Raw genomic sequence first — 16546 nt, 5'->3', positions numbered from 1 at the left:
CCGCTGCATCTGCACGCCATGACGGAGCCCTGCTTCGGTTATGATTCGTCCCTTATGAACATCATCACATTCCACCACCGATGATCCGCAAGCTGCTGCGCAAAGTGTTTCGCGGCGCCGGATCCGGCCAGACCGCCCTCAACGAACCCGCCCTGATTGCGCCCGAGACGCACGGCATGCGCCGTTCCGACATCTCGCCGGCCGCGGTCAAGGTGTGCTCCGTGCTGCAGGATTCCGGCCACAAGGCCTTCGTGGTGGGTGGCGCCGTGCGTGACGTGCTGGCCGGCTTGCCGCCGAAAGACTTTGACGTTGCCACCAGCGCCACGCCCGAGGAGGTGCGCGCGCTGTTCCGCCGCTCGCGCATCATCGGCCGACGCTTTCGCATCGTGCACGTGATGAACGGGCGCGAGACGATTGAAGTCTCCACCTTCCGCGCATTGCGTGAAGAAGGCGACACGCCCACCGACGAACACGGCCGCGTGCTCGCCGACAACGTCTTCGGCAGTCAGGCCGAAGATGCCACGCGGCGTGACTTCACCGTCAACGCGTTGTATTACGACCCGGTTTCCGGCGTCATCGTCGATTACCACCACGGCGTAGCCGACCTGCAGCAGAAAACCCTGCGCATGATCGGCGAGCCGCGCACGCGTTACCGCGAAGACCCGGTGCGCATGCTGCGTGCCGTGCGCCTGGGCGCCAAGCTGGGATTGATCATCGACCCGGCAGCGCGCACGCCGATCCGCGAAATGGCCTCGCTGCTTGAGAACGTGCCGGCTGCACGGCTGTTCGACGAGATCCTCAAGCTGCTGTTGTCGGGCTACGCAGTGAAATGCCTCCAACAGCTGCGCGAAGAAGGCCTGCACCACGGCGTGCTGCCGCTGCTCGACGTCATTCTCGAACAGCCCATGGGCGAGCGCTTCGTGTGGCTCGCGCTTGAGAACACCGACGAACGCGTACGGGACGGCAAATCCGTCTCGCCCGGTTTCCTGTTCGCCACCTTGCTGTGGCACGAGGTGCTGGCCGCCTGGGAAGCGCGCAAGAAAGACGGCGCGCCCGCCCAGCCCGCACTGTTCGACGCCATGGATTACGTGCTCGACGTGCAGGCCCGCAAGCTTGCCATCACACGCAAGATCGCCGGCGACATCAAGGACATCTGGGCCATCCAGCCGCGCTTCGAGAAACGCGCCGGCCACGCGCCCTACCGCCTGATCGAACAACCGCGTTACCGTGCCGGCTGGGATTTCCTGCGTCTGCGCGCGCAGGCTGGCGAAATCGACATGGCGCTGGTCGAATGGTGGGACGACTTCGCCGGCGCAGGCCAGGAAAAGCGCGAGGCGCTGATCCGCGAGGCGCCCACCGCGAGCGAAGGCGCGCCGCGCAAACGCCGCCGTCGCCGCAAACCCAACGCAAAGCCCGCCCAGCCGGCCGACGCAACATGAGTGCAGCAGCAGCCTCCGCGCGCGCCTTCATCGCGTTCGGGGCCAATCTCGGCGACCCGTCCGCCAGCTTCGACCATGCCTGCTCTGCTCTCGCGGCCTTGCCGGACACACGTCTCATACAGCGCTCATCGCTGTATCGCACCGCGCCTGTTGGCGTGGAAGGCCAGCCCGACTACATCAACGGCGTGATCGAACTCAGCACCAGCATTGCCGCCACCGTGCTGCTCGATCATCTCCTGCACATCGAAGCCGAGGCCGGGCGCGTGCGCGAAGGCCACTGCGCTCCCCGCACGCTCGACCTCGACCTGCTGCTCTATGATGCTCAGCAGATTCACACCGCTACGCTCGACGTACCGCACCCGCGCATGCACCAGCGTGCGTTTGTGCTGGTACCACTGGCCGAAATCGCGCCGGAGGTCGTCATCCCGGGCCACGGCCCGGTGGCCGATTTGCTGTCGGACGTAACGGATCAAGCCATCACCCGCCTCTGAGGAGTCGCGACATGCTCGACAAGGCCCGCTATATCGTCGTCGAAGGCCCGATCGGGGCCGGCAAGACTTCACTCGCCCGCCGCCTTGCCGAGCGCCTTTCTGCCCAGACCGTGCTGGAACAACCCGAGCTCAACCCGTTTCTCGGCCGCTTCTATCAGAACATGGAGCGCTGGGCGCTGCCCACGCAGCTGTCCTTCCTGCTGCAGCGCACGGAACAACTGCGCGACCTCGGCACGGCCTGCGAGACCGGCGAGCGCATCGTTTCGGATTTCCTGTTCGACAAAGACCCGCTGTTCGCAGAGCTCAACCTGCCCGCTGACCAATACGACTTGTACCAGCGCATTCACGATTCGATGGCGCCGGTGTCACCGCTCAAGCCCGATCTGGTGATCTACCTGCAGGCCAAGCCCGAAACCCTCATCGGCCGGGTCTTCCAGCGTGGCATGGACGCCGAGCGGCGCATCACCGAGAGCTATCTTGAACGTGTTGCAGAGCGCTACGCTCGCTTCTTCTATGAATACGACGGTGCGCCGGTATTCATCGTCGATGCCGAAGTGCTCAACCCGGTCGACCAGGACGACGACTTCGACCTGCTGCTTGAACGCCTGCGCGCCATGCGCAGCTTCCGCGAATTCTTCAACTACGCGGCGTGACCTGCCCGGCCATCGCAGCCGATGGCCGCGGCCCGGCTGCGTGACAGCCGCAACCCCGCCCTGCACTTGTGCCACGCAGTGTTTTGCGAAACACTCGCGCCCTCGGAGGAATAGCACGCCATGACCTATCTGCAGAACGAAAAGCCGATCACGCTGCATGAACTCGGCAAGATGCGCGCCGAAGGCCGCAAGATCACCATGCTCACTGCCTACGACGCCAGCTTTGCGGCCATGATGGACCGTACCGGCGTCGATACCGTGCTCATCGGCGACTCGCTCGGCAACGTCATCCAGGGCCACAAATCCACGCTGCCGGTCACGCTGGAACAGATGGCTTATCACACGGAATGCGTCGCCCGCGGCAGCAACCGCGCCTTCATCATTGCCGACATGCCTTTCGGCAGCTACCAGGAAGGCCCGGTGCAGGCCATGCGCAACGCCGCCAAACTGATGGAAGCCGGCGCGCAGATGGTCAAGCTCGAAGGCGGCGAATACATGGCCGAGACCGTGCGCTTTCTGGTCGAGCGTGGCATCCCGGTGTGCGCCCACGTGGGCCTCACGCCGCAGTCGGTGAACCAACTCGGCGGCTACCGCGTGCAAGGCCGCGACGAAACCGGCGCAGCCAAGATGAAGGCCGATGCCCTGGCGCTGGAGCAGGCCGGCGCCGCGCTCATCGTGCTCGAAATGGTGCCCTCCAAACTCGCAGCCGAAATCACTGCCAGCCTCACCACCATGGCCACCATCGGCATCGGCGCCGGCCCGGATTGCGACGGCCAGGTGCTGGTGCTGTACGACATGATCGGCGTCTTCCCCGGCAAGAAAGCCCGCTTCGTGAAGGACTACATGGTGGGCGCCAGCAGCATCGAGGACGCCATCGCCACCTACGTGCGCGAAGTGCGTGAAGGCGCTTTCCCCACCGAAGCACACGGCTACTGAGAGAGGGCTGTCATTGCGAGACGCGCAGCGACGCGGCAACCCCGCAGCCTCGAATCAAACCCTTCATCCGCCAACCTCACCGAATCCAGGCATGCACATCCTCGAAACCATCGACGCCTGCCGCAGCGCCCGCCGCAACGCGGGCCGCGTGGCCTTCGTACCCACCATGGGCAACCTGCACGACGGCCACATCGCGCTGATGAAGCAAGCGCGCGAGCACGCCGACACCGTGATCGCCAGCATCTTCGTCAATCGCCTGCAATTCGGTCAGGGTGAAGACTTCGGCCGCTACCCGCGCACCTTCGAGGCGGACTGCGACAAGCTGCGTGCCGTCGGCGTCGACCTGCTCTTCGCGCCAGACGAATCGGTGATGTACCCCTCGCCGCAGCAGTACCACGTAGACCCTGCCCCGGCCCACGTTGGCATCCTCGAGGGCGAATTCCGCCCCGGCCACTTCGGTGGGGTCGCCACCGTAGTGCTCAAGCTCTTCGCCATCGTCCAGCCCGACGTCGCGCTGTTCGGCAAGAAGGATTACCAGCAGCTCATGGTGATCTCGAACATGGTGCGTGAATTCGCCCTGCCCATCGAAATCGTGCGCGGCGACACCGTGCGCGCCGCCGACGGCCTGGCGCTTTCATCGCGCAACGGATATTTAAGCGAAGCTGAGCGCGCCGAAGCCCCTGCGCTCTACCGCGCACTCTCGGCCATCCGCGACGCCGTGCGCGCCGGCAACCACGACTTCCTGCACCTCGAAACCGAGGCCATGCGACACCTCGCTGAACACGGCTGGCAGCCCGACTACATCACCGTGCGCCGTCAGGCCGACCTGCAGCCCCCGGCCAGTGAAAGCGACCCTCTGGTGATTTTGGCAGCCGCCAAACTGGGAACCACCCGACTGATCGACAATCTGGAGATCTAGTTCGGCCCTGGAGCTGGCGAAGCAAACGGGGACCGTTCGCGACCTCCCGCGCCGGGCAGAAGGCATCTCCAACTCTCCCCGCCTCCTATCCGGCAGTTCGTGCCGTAAAGGAGCATGTCGTCAAGTTCAAGACTCTTTCCCAACGGATGCACGCATGCTCAGCCTTTTCAGCCGCAATTCCTCGGACATCCTGTCTGCCATCGAGCAAACCCAAGGCGTCATTGAATTCACACTCGACGGCACTATCCTCCGTGCCAATAAAAACTTCCTGCACCTCATGGGTTATTCGCTGGAGGAGGTTCGCGGCCAGCACCACCGCATGTTCGTGCCTGACGACGAAGCCAACAGCGCCGAGTATCGGAACTTCTGGAGCGACCTGCGTGAGGGTAAGTCGCAGACTGCAGAATTCCGCCGGCTGAACCGTAACCGAGAGCCGGTGTGGATACAGGCCACCTACACTCCCATCCGCCAAGGCAACCGCGTCACACGCATCATCAAGTTCGCCACCGACATCACGGCACAGGTCATTGCTCGTGCCGACCTCGAATCTCAAATCGCCGCCATCAATCGAGCCCAAGCGGTCATCGAGTTCCTGCCGGACGCAACCATTCTGCTCGCCAACGACAACTTCCTCGGCCTGATGGGCTATACGCTTGCGGAAGTGCAGGGCCAAAAGCACAGCCTGTTTATCTCCGAACAGGAGGCGCATTCCCGCGCGTACAAGGAGTTTTGGGATCGTCTGCGCAACGGCGAATACCAGACTGCCGAATACCGTCGTCTTGCCAAGGGTGGCCGGCCAGTTTGGATTCACGCCACCTATAACCCGATCCTCGACCCGGAGGGGCGGGTCGTGAAGGTCATCAAGTTCGCCAATGACATTACCGCAGAGATGAAGCGCAAAAAGGAGTTCGAAGTGCTCTCGCTTGTGGCGAATGAAACCGACAATTCCATCATCATCACGGATGCCGACGGTTTGGTGCAGTACGTTAACAGTGGCTTCGAAAAGCTCACCGGCTATTCACTGAACGAAGTACGCGGCAAGAAGCCCGGCCCGATACTTCAAGGCCAGGCAACCGACGCCGACACCGTTGCGCGCGTCAGAAAATGCATTAGCGCCGCCCAGCCTTTCTACGACGAAATCCTGAACTACGACAAGAATGGCAGCCCATACTGGATATCGATGGCCATCAACCCGGTTTTCGGGAAGGACGGCAAACTCGAGCACTTCATCTCGATCCAGGCCAACATCACCACCACCAAAGAAATGTCACTCGAAGCCGCGCGCCGCTTTGCCGCCATCAGTGTGAGCAACGGCATCGCCGAGTTCGCCACCAGCGGTCAGCTGCTAAAGACAAACCGCTACATGCTCGAGCATCTGGGCTTCGCTGAAGAACAGCAGCTCCTCAAGCAATCGAGCGCGCTGACAGCCATCGTCGGCGAAAAAAACATGCAACGCCTGCTTGCTGGTGAGCAAATCGTCAGCGAATTCGCCATGAACAACGCGCAGGGCAGCCCTAATCAGTTCAAAGGTACGTTTTGTCCGATCACGGACTCGGAAGGTCTGATTCGGCTCGTGGTGGCGTACTGCACTGACGAGCAGGCCAAGCACGAGGCCGCGCAGGTCACTGATCGCGAGATGAGCCAGGTACAGGAATCGAGCCGAAAGGTGGCGGACATCATTGGCAGCATCAACGAGATTACAGAGAAGACCAACCTGCTGGCGCTGAATGCGGCCATCGAGGCCGCCCGTGCCGGAGAGACCGGCAGAGGCTTTGCCGTGGTGGCGGACGAGGTGCGCAAGCTGGCTCAGCAGTCTTCGTCCTCGGCCCAACAGATAACGCACCTGATTGGCGAGAGCAGCGACCGCATCGACCGCTTAAGCGCCTCCTTGAAACACCTGCGGGGCGCATAACGCAGCCTCTTCAGTCAGAACACTTTGCTGCAAGCCATCCCGCCAAAGCCTGATCATCGCCAAACGACGGTACATTGGCTCACGCATAGTGGCCGCAAACGCCCCGATGGCAACTTCGGGAAAACAGCCGACATCAAGGGGCTTGAAGGCGCCCGGCGCAACCGGGCTCCATTTATTCAACAACGCAGGCTCAATCAGCCAGCTTGCGGCAATAGCAATAAATGAACTTCTGCTTGGTGCCAAACGGTGTTTGGTGTTCCTCGCGCTGATGCGCCTCCAGCCTGAACGGTGCGCCGAACTCCGCGTGCAGGCCATCCGGGCTGTAGCGCGCCACGGGCAGCCCGCTGCATTCCAGCGGCCCATCCTCTGCGAAGGTCGCCACAATCACGTGCCCGCCCGGCTTCACCGCGTGCAATACCTGCTGTACGTAGGCCTGTCGGTCTTGCGGATCTGTCAGGAAGTGGAATACCGCGCGGTCATGCCACACCTCAAAAGCATGCTTGGGCAAACCCACACGCGTGATGTCCCCGGCCACCCAACGCACCGCTCTCGCGTGCTCAACCAGCCGATCACGCGCTTTTTGCAGTGCCGCCGCAGACAAGTCCAGCACGGTGACGTCACCGTAGCCATCCGCCAGCAAATCGTCGACCAAGGTCGACGCCCCGCCACCTACATCGATGATCGGCTCCGTGTGCGGCACCTTCGACTCCCGAATCAGGCGCAGCGATTGCTCTGCATGCTCCTGAAACCAGCTCACGCCATCCGGCGGTTTTGAAGAATAGACCTGCTCCCAATGCTCTTTGAGTTGCACGGCGACCCTCGCTCAAGTCATACGATCTATTTCAGCTTACTCTAATGCTTCGCTCTTGAGCGGGCGGGATCGGCGCATTACCTGTTACTGCCCCCGCCGTTCTACACAGGAACAGCCCTCTCAAGCCGCCCGGTAATACCGCTCCAGCCAGTGCGCATACGGCGCCGGCAGCACCCAGGTGGGCTTGTCGAGTTTGAGTTCGCGTGCCACCTGCATCGGCCAGTGCGGGTTCGCGAGCATGGCGCGGCCGACCATCACGAGGTCCATCTGGCCGCTGGCAATCACACGCTCGGCGTCGCTCACCACGTCAATGCCCCACGACGAAGCCACCGGCAGGCCGGCTTCGCAGCGTACACGCTCGGCCACCGGGGCAAGGAATGCCGGGCCCCAAGGAATGTTGGCAGTGGGTGTGGAGAAGCCGACGCTGACGTTGAGCATGTCCAGCCCACCCGCCTTCATCTGGCGCACCAGTTCGATGGACTCAGCCAGCGTCTGTTCGTCGCGGCCGTCGTATTCGATGACGCCGAAGCGCGCCGTCAACGGCAAGTTGGCCGGCCACACTTCGCGCACAGCGGCCAGGGTTTCGAGCAGGAAGCGGCTGCGGCCAGCCAGATCGCCGCCGTACTGGTCGGTGCGCTGGTTGGAATCGACGTTGAAAAAGCTCTGTGCCAGATAGCCGTGCGCAAAGTGCAACTCCAGCCACTCGAAGCCGGCGTCGCGGGCACGCGTGGCGGCCGCCACGAAATCCGCCTTCACGCGCGCAATGTCATCCAGCGTCATGGCCTTGGGCTGCTTGGGCAAGCCGGCGCCAAAAGCCACCGCGGACGGGGCAATGGTCTGCCAGCCGCGCGGGTCGCTGTCGGCAATATGGTCATCGCCTTCCCACGGCCGGTTGGCGCTGGCCTTGCGCCCGGCGTGGGCGATCTGGATGCCCGGCACCGCGCCGTTGTGCTTGATGGCGGCGGCGATGCGCGCCATGCCCTCGGCCTGCGCGTTGTTCCACAAGCCCGTGCAGCCCGGCGTGATGCGCCCTTCCGGCGACACCGCCGTGGCCTCGACGATCACCAGGCCTGCACCACCGCGCGCGAGCCCCGTGTAATGCGCCAGATGCCAGTCGTTGGTCAGGCCATCGACAGCGCTGTACTGGCACATCGGCGGCACCGCGATGCGGTTCTTTAGGGTGACGTTTTTGAGTTGGAACGGCGAAAACAACGCGGACATGCGGGACTCCTTGATCTTCACGCCACAACGGCGAACACCACGGAGTTTAGGCAGGCAAACGTATAATGAAAACACACCACCACTTATCACTTGGATAAGAGATCGTTATGCTCAACCCGCAGTGGCTGAAGAGCTTTTCCACTCTGATCGAAGCCGGCAGCTTCACCCGCGCCGCTGAGCGCCTGCACCTCACGCAAGCCGCCGTCAGCCAGCACGTGCGCCACCTTGAACAACACACCGGCCCGCTGCTGATCCGCCGCCCTCGGCAGATTGAACTCACGCCCGCCGGCACCGCGCTGCTCGAATATTGCGCAGAGCTGGAAAACGCCAACCGCCGCCTTGACACCCGCCTCACCGCCGCCGAGGCCGACTGCGGCGAAATCAGCATCATCACCCCCGGCAGCATCGGCCTGTCGCTCTACCCCGCCCTGCTCGACCTGCAGCAAGCGGTGCCCGGCCTGTCGGTGCGCTACCGCTTCGCCCCCGACCGCGAAGTGCTCGACGCCGTGCTCGGCAACCACTTCGAACTCGGCATCGTCACCCTCAAACCCGACGACCCGCGCCTTGCCGCCAGCCACTTCGCCGAAGAACCCCTCGAACTCGTCATCCCCGCCGGCGAACAGGTGCGCGGTTGGGATGACCTCGAGCGCATCGGCTTCATCGACCACCCCGACGGCCGCGCCATGCTCGCCCGCCTGCTCGCCCGCTGGTACCCCGGCAACCCCGGCGTCAGCCGCATTCCTTCTCGCGGCTTCACCAACCAGATCGCCCTCATGCCCGAACCCGTCGCCCGCGGCCTCGGCTTCACCGTCCTCCCCCGCCACGCCTGCGAAGCCTACCCACGGCAAGACGCCATCCAGATCGTGCCGTGCAGCACGCCGGTGATTGATACCTTGTGGTTGATTCATCGAGCGGAATGGCCGCTGACGGCACGGGCGCAAAGGGCGGTTGAGTGTTTGAGAGGGGTTTGTCCAAAGAAGAGGCGCGGAGGATGACGGGGCTGTTACTGCCGACTTTGGACCGACATGCGGCGCAATGCTCTTCGGTTACTGCGCGCTACGCGGGCTGCGCCGCCCAGATAGTGATAGGTGAGTAAATGGCTTGTCGCGCGTATGGAGTTGATGGTGGCGAGAGAGAATCAGCCGGAAGGCTGGGGCTCAACAAAAGCGGTCGATGGTCGAGAATGGAGGGAAAAGAGCATGCATATCGTGGCCAAGTTCTACGAGACCTACAGCATCTGCGATGTTGTCAGCGGATTATTGAAAAACACATTCGACCAGGCACTACTTCTGGAAGGCTTCCATTGCGATGACCGATGGGCAGACTGGATCGTGCCCTATCAAAAGCAGTCGGTCTTGCACCAGTTCATCGGCTTCGTAGTGCAGGGAGTGCACTCGGAGCAAGCCGACAGCTTTGACATCGACAAGCAAAAGAAGATTTACTCAAACTTCAAGAATATTCCGCCCGCGATCGCCGACTTGCAGCCGCACAAGTTACCGATTGAGCATGCCTTTGAGCACCACGGAATCGATCACCAAACCTTCTTTGAATTCTTAAAGGACAAAGACACGAAATTCGACGAAGCCGATGCTGACGACATCTACGAGTACATGAATGAAATATGGCTATCGGCGGCATACGAAGACCTTATGAAGCAAACGGTAAATGAGGTTTTTCATGTCGTCTTTCAAAACCGAGAGCTCATGATGAATTTCAACTCCTACGTCTCTGGCATACTTCAGGGTGCTCAGCGGGATCAGGTCGGAGACCTTGATCTCTCGCTGTTAGCATCCAATGGCACGCTTGCGCGCGTACGACCTCCCCGATGGGCGCAACGCGCCGTTTTTTTTTCGCGACCGCGGTCGCTGCGTACTTTGCGATAGCGATCTCACGGGGCTCATGAGCATTGAGAATGTTGAGAATTACGACCACATCGTTTCATTATCGAGGTGGGGGATCAACGACATTACTAACTTGCAGTTGCTGTGTGCTCCCTGCAATCAGCGCGACAAGCGCGATGGCGCCCCTATCACATCGGGGCGTTACCAGTCTTGGTATGCAATTGACGAATGATCTTCGTTATTCCAGCTCACGTAGGGCGCAATAAGCAAAGCGCATTGCGCCGTATATTGATCCGAAATGGACGGCGCGGCGCTAAATGCACCAACTCCGGCGGCTGACGGGTGTGGTCAAAGTTTCACGCTCTGACTTTGGCTGCCTGAGCAATCACGCTTTCCAGCTTTTCGCACGCTGCTTCGATATTGTTGGATTGAAGATTCGTCACACTCAGAATAAAGCCGCGCTTGCACGCCGTAGGGCTCGAGTACCACGACGACAAGGCCGAAGGTGACAGCCCTTGTTCTCGTGCCGACATCACGAGCTTCAGGTCATCGACGGTGCCCGGAAGGTAAGCAATCAGCCCCAGACCAGAGCGCACGAGCTCAGGAAAAAGGTCGCCCAGATGCTCCATCGCGAGCGCCCGGCGTTCGCAATACAGGTCTTTCATTTTTCCAAGATGGCGCAGGAAATGACCGTCAGCCAAAAATTCCGCGACGGCCAGTTGAGTGGTTCTATTGGGCGCGGGCAACATCACCGCGGCAACTTCGACAAATTTCTCGGCGACCGCTTTGGGCGCCACCACGAACCCAAGACCCAGAGACGGGCTCAGCGATTTACTGAACGTGCCAAGGTGAACGACACGTTCAGCGCCAGCGCCGGAAGCCAGCGCGGGAACGGCCCGACCATCCAGCTGCAACTCCCCGAGATAGTCGTCTTCGACAATCCATGCGCCCTGGGTCTTCGCCCAAGCGAGCAGATCGCGTCGCCTTGCCTCCGACAAGGTGCTTCCCAACGGGGCCTGTTGCCCCGGAGTCACCAACGCAACGAATGCATCCACAGCTCGGGCGACGCCCTCCCGAACGCACAGTCCCTCGGAATCGACCGGGATCGGCTCTACCGTCAAGCCTGCAAGCTCCAAGGCCCGCCGCCCCAATGGATAGCCCGGATCCTCCAACCAGGCCTTGTGGCCTCGCGCCTGCAGCGCGGTCAAGGTGAGCATCAGACCTTGTCGGTAGCCGCCCGTAATGATGATTTGATCGGCGTGACATTGAATTTTCCGGCTTACCGCCAAGTAGCTCGCGATTTGGGAGCGGAGCTCCGGCTCGCCCCGTGGGTCGGGGTACGTATTGTAGGAATGTGCGTCCGCACGCACCGCACGCGCCCGCAATCGCTCCCACGTCTTGGCCGGAAACGCGTCATGAGCAGGCACCCCCACCTGAAAAGGCAGCGGGGCACTTGAATAGGGGCGCGTGAAGTTCGCCAGAGGGCGATCCAAAGACAATTGTTGTTCAGCGGGCTCAAGGGGACGCGTCGAACACACCCGCGTACCGGCGGAGCCGGCACCGTAAATCAAGCCTTCATCAATCAAGCGATCGTAGGCCAATCGAATGGTGCCGCGGGAGACACCGAGTTGGGCAGCCAATGCCCGACCGGACGGCAAGCGACTGCCTGCAGCGAGCGTTCCGTCCCGGATCGACGAACGGAGGCTGGCATAAATCTGCTCTCCAAGCGGTTCAGCAAGCGTCCGCTCAACCTGAATGGAAGCAGCATCAAGGATCGTTGGGCCAGTCATGACGCTGATTTTTGGGCCTTTTCCAAGTGAATCTGCGGGAGTAACTTTGCCCATCAGATTTGTCACCCCTGTCGACACTTTGCGTGATCGACCCGAAGCCGCAACGAATGCCGGCTGTCTTCCGTTTCAACAAAAGGACCGCAAACATGACGCGATTGAATTGGCACGAAATATCGCCGGATGGCGCCAGGGCGTTATTCGGCGTGCATCGCTACATCACCCACAATACAAACTTACCAGAGCAACTGATTCACTTGGTGTTCCTGCGCATTTCGCAGATCAACGGCTGCGCTCACTGCATCGACCTTCATACGCGTGATCTCAGGGCAACGATGACGGTCGAGAAAATTGCGTTGATCCCGGTGTGGCACGAAGTGCCGCATCTTTTTTCCGAGCAAGAGGCTGCCGCCTTGGCGTGGGCAGAAGAAGTGACCCTGCTCAGCGAAACACATGCCTCCGATGCGGCGTATGCAAAGGCGTCTTCAATCTTCAGCGATAAGGATCTGGTTGATCTCACAATCGCCATTGCAGCCATGAACGCATTCAACCGCCTCGGAGCGCCTTTCCGGCTTCCGGTGTCGGCACAGGCGTAATCCACTCGGGACCCTGCTGCCTCGGGCCTTCGGGTCAGGCACGGAGCGCTGCGAGATGGATATTGATTTCTCCACCTGCTTGGCCGCACTTCACTCGCCGAGAAAATGCAGTGCATCAGGCAGGGTCATCGTGCCGGGCTCACCCGAAATCTTCCTGCCAAGTGGATGGCGACCGGGCCAGCCAGCGCACGGAGGCCAAGGTTGACCGAACAGGGGAGCTCTCGCTCCCCCATTCCTTTCCAAATGCCGCGCGCCTAACCCGTGCTCGGCGGGCCCACCACCTCTGTTGTACGCCAGCGGAAGTTGTCGTTGTCCGCCGGAATCCATTGCTGGCACCACGGGTTGATGCATTCCTGCCCGTCGGTGCCCGGCGCCACGGCGAGAAAGCTCTCTTCGTCGTAGTGCTGCACCTCGGAGCGCTGCCACTGCTGGCAGAACTTGCAGCGGATTTCACCGTAGCCTTTCTTCATACCTCAGGTCCTGAATGCAGGGGCATTCGCCCCTTGGTGCTATCCGGCGTTGGCGGTCAGTCGGCCAGCGCCTTGCCGACAATCTCGGCCACATCCGGCGACAGGCCCGGCGCGGCCTTGACGCGCTCCAGCTGCTTGCGGATGGAGGCCTGCAGCTCCGGCGTGTAGCGGCGCCAGTTTTCCAGTGAGCGCGCCATGCGCGACGCCACTTGCGGGTTGCGGCGGTCGAGGTCGATGACCTGATCGGCCCAGAAGGCGTGGCCGGCCGGCGTGTGGAATTCCGCCGCGTTGCCGCGGAAGAAGGTGCCGAGCAGCGAATACACCTTGTTGGGGTTGGTGATGGCGAAGGCCGGGTCGGCCATCAGGCCGCGCACACGTTCCAGCACCGGGGCGGATTCAGCGTCCCAGCGCCAGGCGCCGGCTTGCAGGGCGAACCATTTGTCCATCACCAACGCGTCCGCCGAGAAGCGCGTGTAGAAGCTGGCCAGCGCGTGCTGCGCGGCGCGGCTGGCGCTGTGCACCAGGGCCACCAGCGCGCCCATTTGCTCGGTCATGTTGGCGGCGTGGTCGAACTGGGTTTCGGCCATGGCGAGGCCGCGCGGGTGAGCAGCGGCAGCGAGGTAACGCAGGGCCAGGTTGCGCAGCGCGCGGCAGCCGGCGTCGCCCGGGTGGTAGCGGTACGCTCCCTTCACTTCAAGGCGGGCGTACAGCGCCAGCCATTGGTCGGCAAAGCGCTCACCGATGGCGCGCATGGTGCGCATCAACGCGGCGCGCAGCGCGGCCGGATCGGCTTTACCCATGCGTTCGAGCAGCCAGCCCTCGCCCGGCAGCGTGGCCGCCATGGCGAGGAAGGCCGGGTCGAGGCGCTCGTCGGAGATGAGCACGCCCCAGGCATCCAGGAAAGCCGTCGGCACCGGCGCCGACGGGTTGGCGGCCAGCGCCAGCACCACGCGCTCGCCGAAGCGCTGCGCGGCGTCCCAACGGTTGCAGGGGTCGGAGTCGTGCGCCATGCGGAAGGCCAGGCGCGCGTCGTCTTCGTCGATCTCCAGCATCACCGGCGCCGAGAAGCCGCGGAACAGCGACGGCACGGGCTCGGCGGCAACGTCTTCGAAGACAAAGCTCTGCTTGGCCTCCACCAACTCCAGCACGCGGGTAGTGGCGCCAGCAGTGCTTTCGCCAGCCAGACGCAGCGGTACGTCGTTGCCGTCGGGGCCGATGAGACCGATGGCGAACGGGATCACCAGCGGCAGCTTGTCGGGCTGGCCGGGGGTGGGCGGCGTACGCTGGGCTAGCGTCAGGGTGTAACGGCGCGTGGCGGCGTCCCACGTACCGTCGGCGGTCACGATGGGCGTGCCGGCCTGCGAATACCAGCGCATGAACTGCGTCATGTTGCGACCACTGGCGTCGGCCATGGCGGCCACGAAATCGTCGCAGGTCACGGCCTGACCGTCGTGGCGCTGGAAGTACAGGTCCATGCCCTTGCGGAAGCCTTCGGCGCCCAGCAGCGTGTGCTGCATGCGGATGACTTCGGCGCCCTTCTCGTACACCGTGGCGGTGTAGAAGTTGTTGATTTCCTGATAACTATCCGGGCGGATGGGGTGTGCCATCGGGCCGGAATCTTCGGTGAACTGGGCAGCACGCAGCACACGCACATCGTCGATGCGCTTGACGGCGCGGGCCGAGTCGGCGCTCTCCGCGCCGGCCGCGTTGGCCAGCATGTCGGCCGAGAACTGCTGGTCACGGAAGACCGTGAGGCCCTCTTTCAGGGTGAGCTGAAACCAGTCGCGGCAGGTGACGCGGTTGCCCGTCCAGTTGTGGAAGTACTCGTGCGCCACGACGCTTTCGATGCCTTCGTAATCCACGTCGGTGGCCGTGTCGGGGCGCGCCAGCACGAACTTGGCATTGAAGATGTTGAGGCCCTTGTTCTCCATCGCACCCATGTTGAAGTCGCCTACGGCGACGATCATGAAGCGGTCGAGGTCCAGCTCAAGGCCGAAGGTCTCTTCATCCCAGCGCATGGAGTGCACCAGCGAATCCATGGCGTGGCCGGCGCGATCAAGGTTGCCGTGCTCCACCCACACCTGCAGCAGCACGTCGCGGCCGCTCATGGTGGTGACGGTGCGCTCAAGCACTTCGAGGTCGGCCGCCACCAGCGCGAACAGGTACGAAGGCTTGAGGAACGGGTCTTCCCACTCGGCGAAGTGACGGCCATCCGGCAAGTCGCCGGAGGCCACCAAATTGCCGTTGGAGAGCAGCACCGGGTAACGCGCCTTGTCGCCTTCGAGGCGCACGGTGAAGCGCGACAGCACGTCCGGGCGGTCGGGGAAATAGGTGATGCGGCGGAAGCCCTCGGCCTCGCACTGCGTGAAGAGACCGTTCTTCGAGGCGTACAGGCCCGACAACGTGGTATTGGCTGTGGGATTCACGCGCGTGACGATCTCCACCATGGCTACGCTGCCGGGGATGTCGAGCTCGATGCCGGCCTCCGTGCGCTCCAGCGCATCGCCAGCATCGACGCCGTCGATGCGCAGCGACACCAGCTCCATGGCCTCGCCGAACAGCACCAGCGGGCCGTCCTCGCCGCGTTTGCGCACGCAAGCCAGCCGGCTTTTCACCAACGTGCTTTCGGCGTCGAGCGTGAAATGCAGTTCAACGCTGTCGATGCGCCACGGCATCGGGGAGTAATCAGCGCGTTGGATGGTGACGGGGGTGGAGAGCGAGTTGTCCATGGTCTTCCAGTTCAGGTCTTGGATTCACGATGCCGCAGCCATGCTTTGTCTGCCAACGAAGCAGAGGCACACCGCATCCGGTCCGGGCGTGCACCATCAAGGCAATGAAGCGTCAGGCAGAGAGGGGCCCCTGCAACGGGGCTCATGCGCAAAGCCCCGCGCACGCAGAGAAGCACAGCCACTCTTGTGCCGATGATACTCCAGCGCCCCGCAGGCCACCGGCGAGGGCAGCCGCCTCAGCCTTTCTTCATCGGCGGGGTCAGGACGATGCAGGTGCCCGCCAGACGGTCGTGCAGAAACTGCCGATCAGTGTCGAAGATCATCCACAACAAACCGGCACCGAAGCACAGCACCGAAGGCCACGACAAAGCGTAGCGCAAGGCTGCGCGCCCCAGGGTGGGCGGGCGCCCCGTGCGCGCATCAAGCACCTTGAGGCGCCAGGTCTGCATTGCCAGCGTGGCGCCATGGCGATGCCAGTACCACACGAAGTACGCCCCGCACACCAGAAACACCCACGCGAGCTGCAGCAACGGCCCCGGAATGATCTGGATCGCCATGCCCAGCAAGACGTTGGGCAGCATGTAGAACAGCCCGAGCACCCCCAGCAGCAACAGCACTTCATACAGCATGCTGGCGAGGCGACGGCGCAGGCCGGCGAGCTCGACCACCGGGCGCTCGGTCGCCGCAGGCGCCTGTACGGGGGGCTTCTTCTTCATTGGGACCTAACAAACGAAAGGGTCG

Annotated in this window: 16 protein-coding genes; 10 read left to right on the top strand and 6 right to left on the bottom strand. The window is 62.7% G+C overall.

Annotated features, from left to right (window positions below):
- Positions 1-80: 80 nt before the first annotated feature.
- The 6 genes from pcnB to AC6H0W_RS07690 all read left to right on the top strand — a co-directional run bounded on the left by pcnB (position 81) and on the right by AC6H0W_RS07690 (position 6350).
- Positions 81-1439: a polynucleotide adenylyltransferase PcnB gene (pcnB, locus tag AC6H0W_RS07715; RefSeq protein ID WP_497576580.1), complete on the top strand. Its 1359-nt coding sequence runs from the start codon at positions 81-83 to the stop codon at positions 1437-1439.
- Positions 1436-1930, top strand: coding sequence for a 2-amino-4-hydroxy-6-hydroxymethyldihydropteridine diphosphokinase (gene folK, locus AC6H0W_RS07710; protein ID WP_497576579.1), 495 nt, complete (start codon positions 1436-1438; stop codon positions 1928-1930). The genes pcnB and folK overlap by 4 nt, the downstream gene beginning before the upstream one ends.
- An 11-nt stretch (positions 1931-1941) precedes the next feature.
- Entirely contained in the window at positions 1942-2583 is a 642-nt protein-coding gene (locus AC6H0W_RS07705; protein WP_497576578.1) for a deoxynucleoside kinase, read from the top strand.
- Between the two features lie 120 nt (positions 2584-2703).
- A complete protein-coding gene (gene panB / locus AC6H0W_RS07700) occupies positions 2704-3519 on the top strand; it encodes a 3-methyl-2-oxobutanoate hydroxymethyltransferase (RefSeq protein ID WP_497576577.1) in 816 nt (271 codons plus the stop codon).
- 91 nt (positions 3520-3610) lie between these two features.
- Entirely contained in the window at positions 3611-4438 is an 828-nt protein-coding gene (panC, locus tag AC6H0W_RS07695) for a pantoate--beta-alanine ligase (RefSeq protein WP_497576576.1), read from the top strand.
- Between the two features lie 154 nt (positions 4439-4592).
- Positions 4593-6350, top strand: coding sequence for a methyl-accepting chemotaxis protein (locus AC6H0W_RS07690; RefSeq protein WP_497576575.1), 1758 nt, complete (start codon positions 4593-4595; stop codon positions 6348-6350).
- A 190-nt stretch (positions 6351-6540) separates the two neighbouring features.
- Here AC6H0W_RS07690 and AC6H0W_RS07685 read toward each other — a convergent pair whose 3' ends face one another.
- Both AC6H0W_RS07685 and AC6H0W_RS07680 read right to left on the bottom strand, forming a co-directional pair.
- Entirely contained in the window at positions 6541-7161 is a 621-nt protein-coding gene (locus AC6H0W_RS07685) for a class I SAM-dependent methyltransferase (protein WP_497576574.1), read from the bottom strand.
- Positions 7162-7281: 120 nt separating this feature from the next.
- Positions 7282-8382 (bottom strand): NADH:flavin oxidoreductase/NADH oxidase, encoded by a 1101-nt coding sequence (locus AC6H0W_RS07680; protein WP_497576573.1) that lies wholly within the window; start codon positions 8380-8382, stop codon positions 7282-7284.
- Between the two features lie 107 nt (positions 8383-8489).
- On the opposite strand from AC6H0W_RS07680, the gene AC6H0W_RS07675 reads away from it, so the two are divergent.
- From AC6H0W_RS07675 to AC6H0W_RS07665, 3 genes are all read left to right on the top strand, one after another.
- Positions 8490-9377 carry a LysR family transcriptional regulator gene (locus AC6H0W_RS07675; RefSeq protein ID WP_497576572.1) on the top strand — a complete coding sequence of 296 codons (888 nt, stop codon included), beginning with the start codon at positions 8490-8492 and terminating at the stop codon, positions 9375-9377.
- A 93-nt stretch (positions 9378-9470) separates the two neighbouring features.
- Positions 9471-10265, top strand: coding sequence for a hypothetical protein (locus tag AC6H0W_RS07670; RefSeq protein ID WP_497576571.1), 795 nt, complete (start codon positions 9471-9473; stop codon positions 10263-10265).
- A complete protein-coding gene (locus tag AC6H0W_RS07665) occupies positions 10177-10455 on the top strand; it encodes an HNH endonuclease (RefSeq protein WP_497576570.1) in 279 nt (92 codons plus the stop codon). The genes AC6H0W_RS07670 and AC6H0W_RS07665 overlap by 89 nt, the downstream gene beginning before the upstream one ends.
- A 124-nt stretch (positions 10456-10579) precedes the next feature.
- Here the strand turns inward: AC6H0W_RS07665 and pdxR are convergent, their stop codons facing one another.
- The gene (gene pdxR, locus AC6H0W_RS07660; protein WP_497576569.1) at positions 10580-12067 is read right to left on the bottom strand and encodes a MocR-like pyridoxine biosynthesis transcription factor PdxR; all 1488 of its coding nucleotides are present in this window, start codon (positions 12065-12067) and stop codon (positions 10580-10582) included.
- A gap of 29 nt (positions 12068-12096) precedes the next feature.
- On the opposite strand from pdxR, the gene AC6H0W_RS07655 reads away from it, so the two are divergent.
- Positions 12097-12606, top strand: a complete 510-nt coding sequence (locus tag AC6H0W_RS07655; RefSeq protein WP_497576568.1) for a carboxymuconolactone decarboxylase family protein — start codon at positions 12097-12099, stop codon at positions 12604-12606.
- A gap of 254 nt (positions 12607-12860) precedes the next feature.
- Here the strand turns inward: AC6H0W_RS07655 and AC6H0W_RS07650 are convergent, their stop codons facing one another.
- From AC6H0W_RS07650 to AC6H0W_RS07640, 3 genes are all read right to left on the bottom strand, one after another.
- Positions 12861-13076: a hypothetical protein gene (locus AC6H0W_RS07650; RefSeq protein ID WP_497576567.1), complete on the bottom strand. Its 216-nt coding sequence runs from the start codon at positions 13074-13076 to the stop codon at positions 12861-12863.
- A gap of 56 nt (positions 13077-13132) precedes the next feature.
- Positions 13133-15805, bottom strand: coding sequence for an aminopeptidase N (pepN, locus tag AC6H0W_RS07645; protein WP_497576566.1), 2673 nt, complete (start codon positions 15803-15805; stop codon positions 13133-13135).
- Between the two features lie 236 nt (positions 15806-16041).
- Positions 16042-16521 carry an RDD family protein gene (locus tag AC6H0W_RS07640; RefSeq protein WP_497576565.1) on the bottom strand — a complete coding sequence of 160 codons (480 nt, stop codon included), beginning with the start codon at positions 16519-16521 and terminating at the stop codon, positions 16042-16044.
- Positions 16522-16546: the final 25 nt, after the last annotated feature.

The sequence above is a fragment of the Pseudazoarcus sp. NS20 genome, from assembly GCF_059703745.1.
Note: the sequence above shows the minus strand (reverse complement) of the source record. Positions and strands in the feature narration are given on the sequence as shown.

Bases quoted from the DNA above. Each gene is read 5' to 3' on its own strand.
- AC6H0W_RS07705 (WP_497576578.1), top strand. From the start codon at position 1,942: ATGCTCGACAAGGCCCGCTATATCGTCGTCGAAGGCCCGATCGGGGCC.
- panB (WP_497576577.1), top strand. From the start codon at position 2,704: ATGACCTATCTGCAGAACGAAAAGCCGATCACGCTGCATGAACTCGGC.
- AC6H0W_RS07650 (WP_497576567.1), bottom strand. From the start codon at position 13,076: ATGAAGAAAGGCTACGGTGAAATCCGCTGCAAGTTCTGCCAGCAGTGG.
- pcnB (WP_497576580.1), top strand. From the start codon at position 81: ATGATCCGCAAGCTGCTGCGCAAAGTGTTTCGCGGCGCCGGATCCGGC.
- AC6H0W_RS07665 (WP_497576570.1), top strand. From the start codon at position 10,177: ATGGCACGCTTGCGCGCGTACGACCTCCCCGATGGGCGCAACGCGCCG.
- AC6H0W_RS07675 (WP_497576572.1), top strand. From the start codon at position 8,490: ATGCTCAACCCGCAGTGGCTGAAGAGCTTTTCCACTCTGATCGAAGCC.
- AC6H0W_RS07680 (WP_497576573.1), bottom strand. From the start codon at position 8,382: ATGTCCGCGTTGTTTTCGCCGTTCCAACTCAAAAACGTCACCCTAAAG.
- pepN (WP_497576566.1), bottom strand. From the start codon at position 15,805: ATGGACAACTCGCTCTCCACCCCCGTCACCATCCAACGCGCTGATTAC.
- folK (WP_497576579.1), top strand. From the start codon at position 1,436: ATGAGTGCAGCAGCAGCCTCCGCGCGCGCCTTCATCGCGTTCGGGGCC.
- pdxR (WP_497576569.1), bottom strand. From the start codon at position 12,067: ATGGGCAAAGTTACTCCCGCAGATTCACTTGGAAAAGGCCCAAAAATC.
- AC6H0W_RS07690 (WP_497576575.1), top strand. From the start codon at position 4,593: ATGCTCAGCCTTTTCAGCCGCAATTCCTCGGACATCCTGTCTGCCATC.
- AC6H0W_RS07640 (WP_497576565.1), bottom strand. From the start codon at position 16,521: ATGAAGAAGAAGCCCCCCGTACAGGCGCCTGCGGCGACCGAGCGCCCG.
- panC (WP_497576576.1), top strand. From the start codon at position 3,611: ATGCACATCCTCGAAACCATCGACGCCTGCCGCAGCGCCCGCCGCAAC.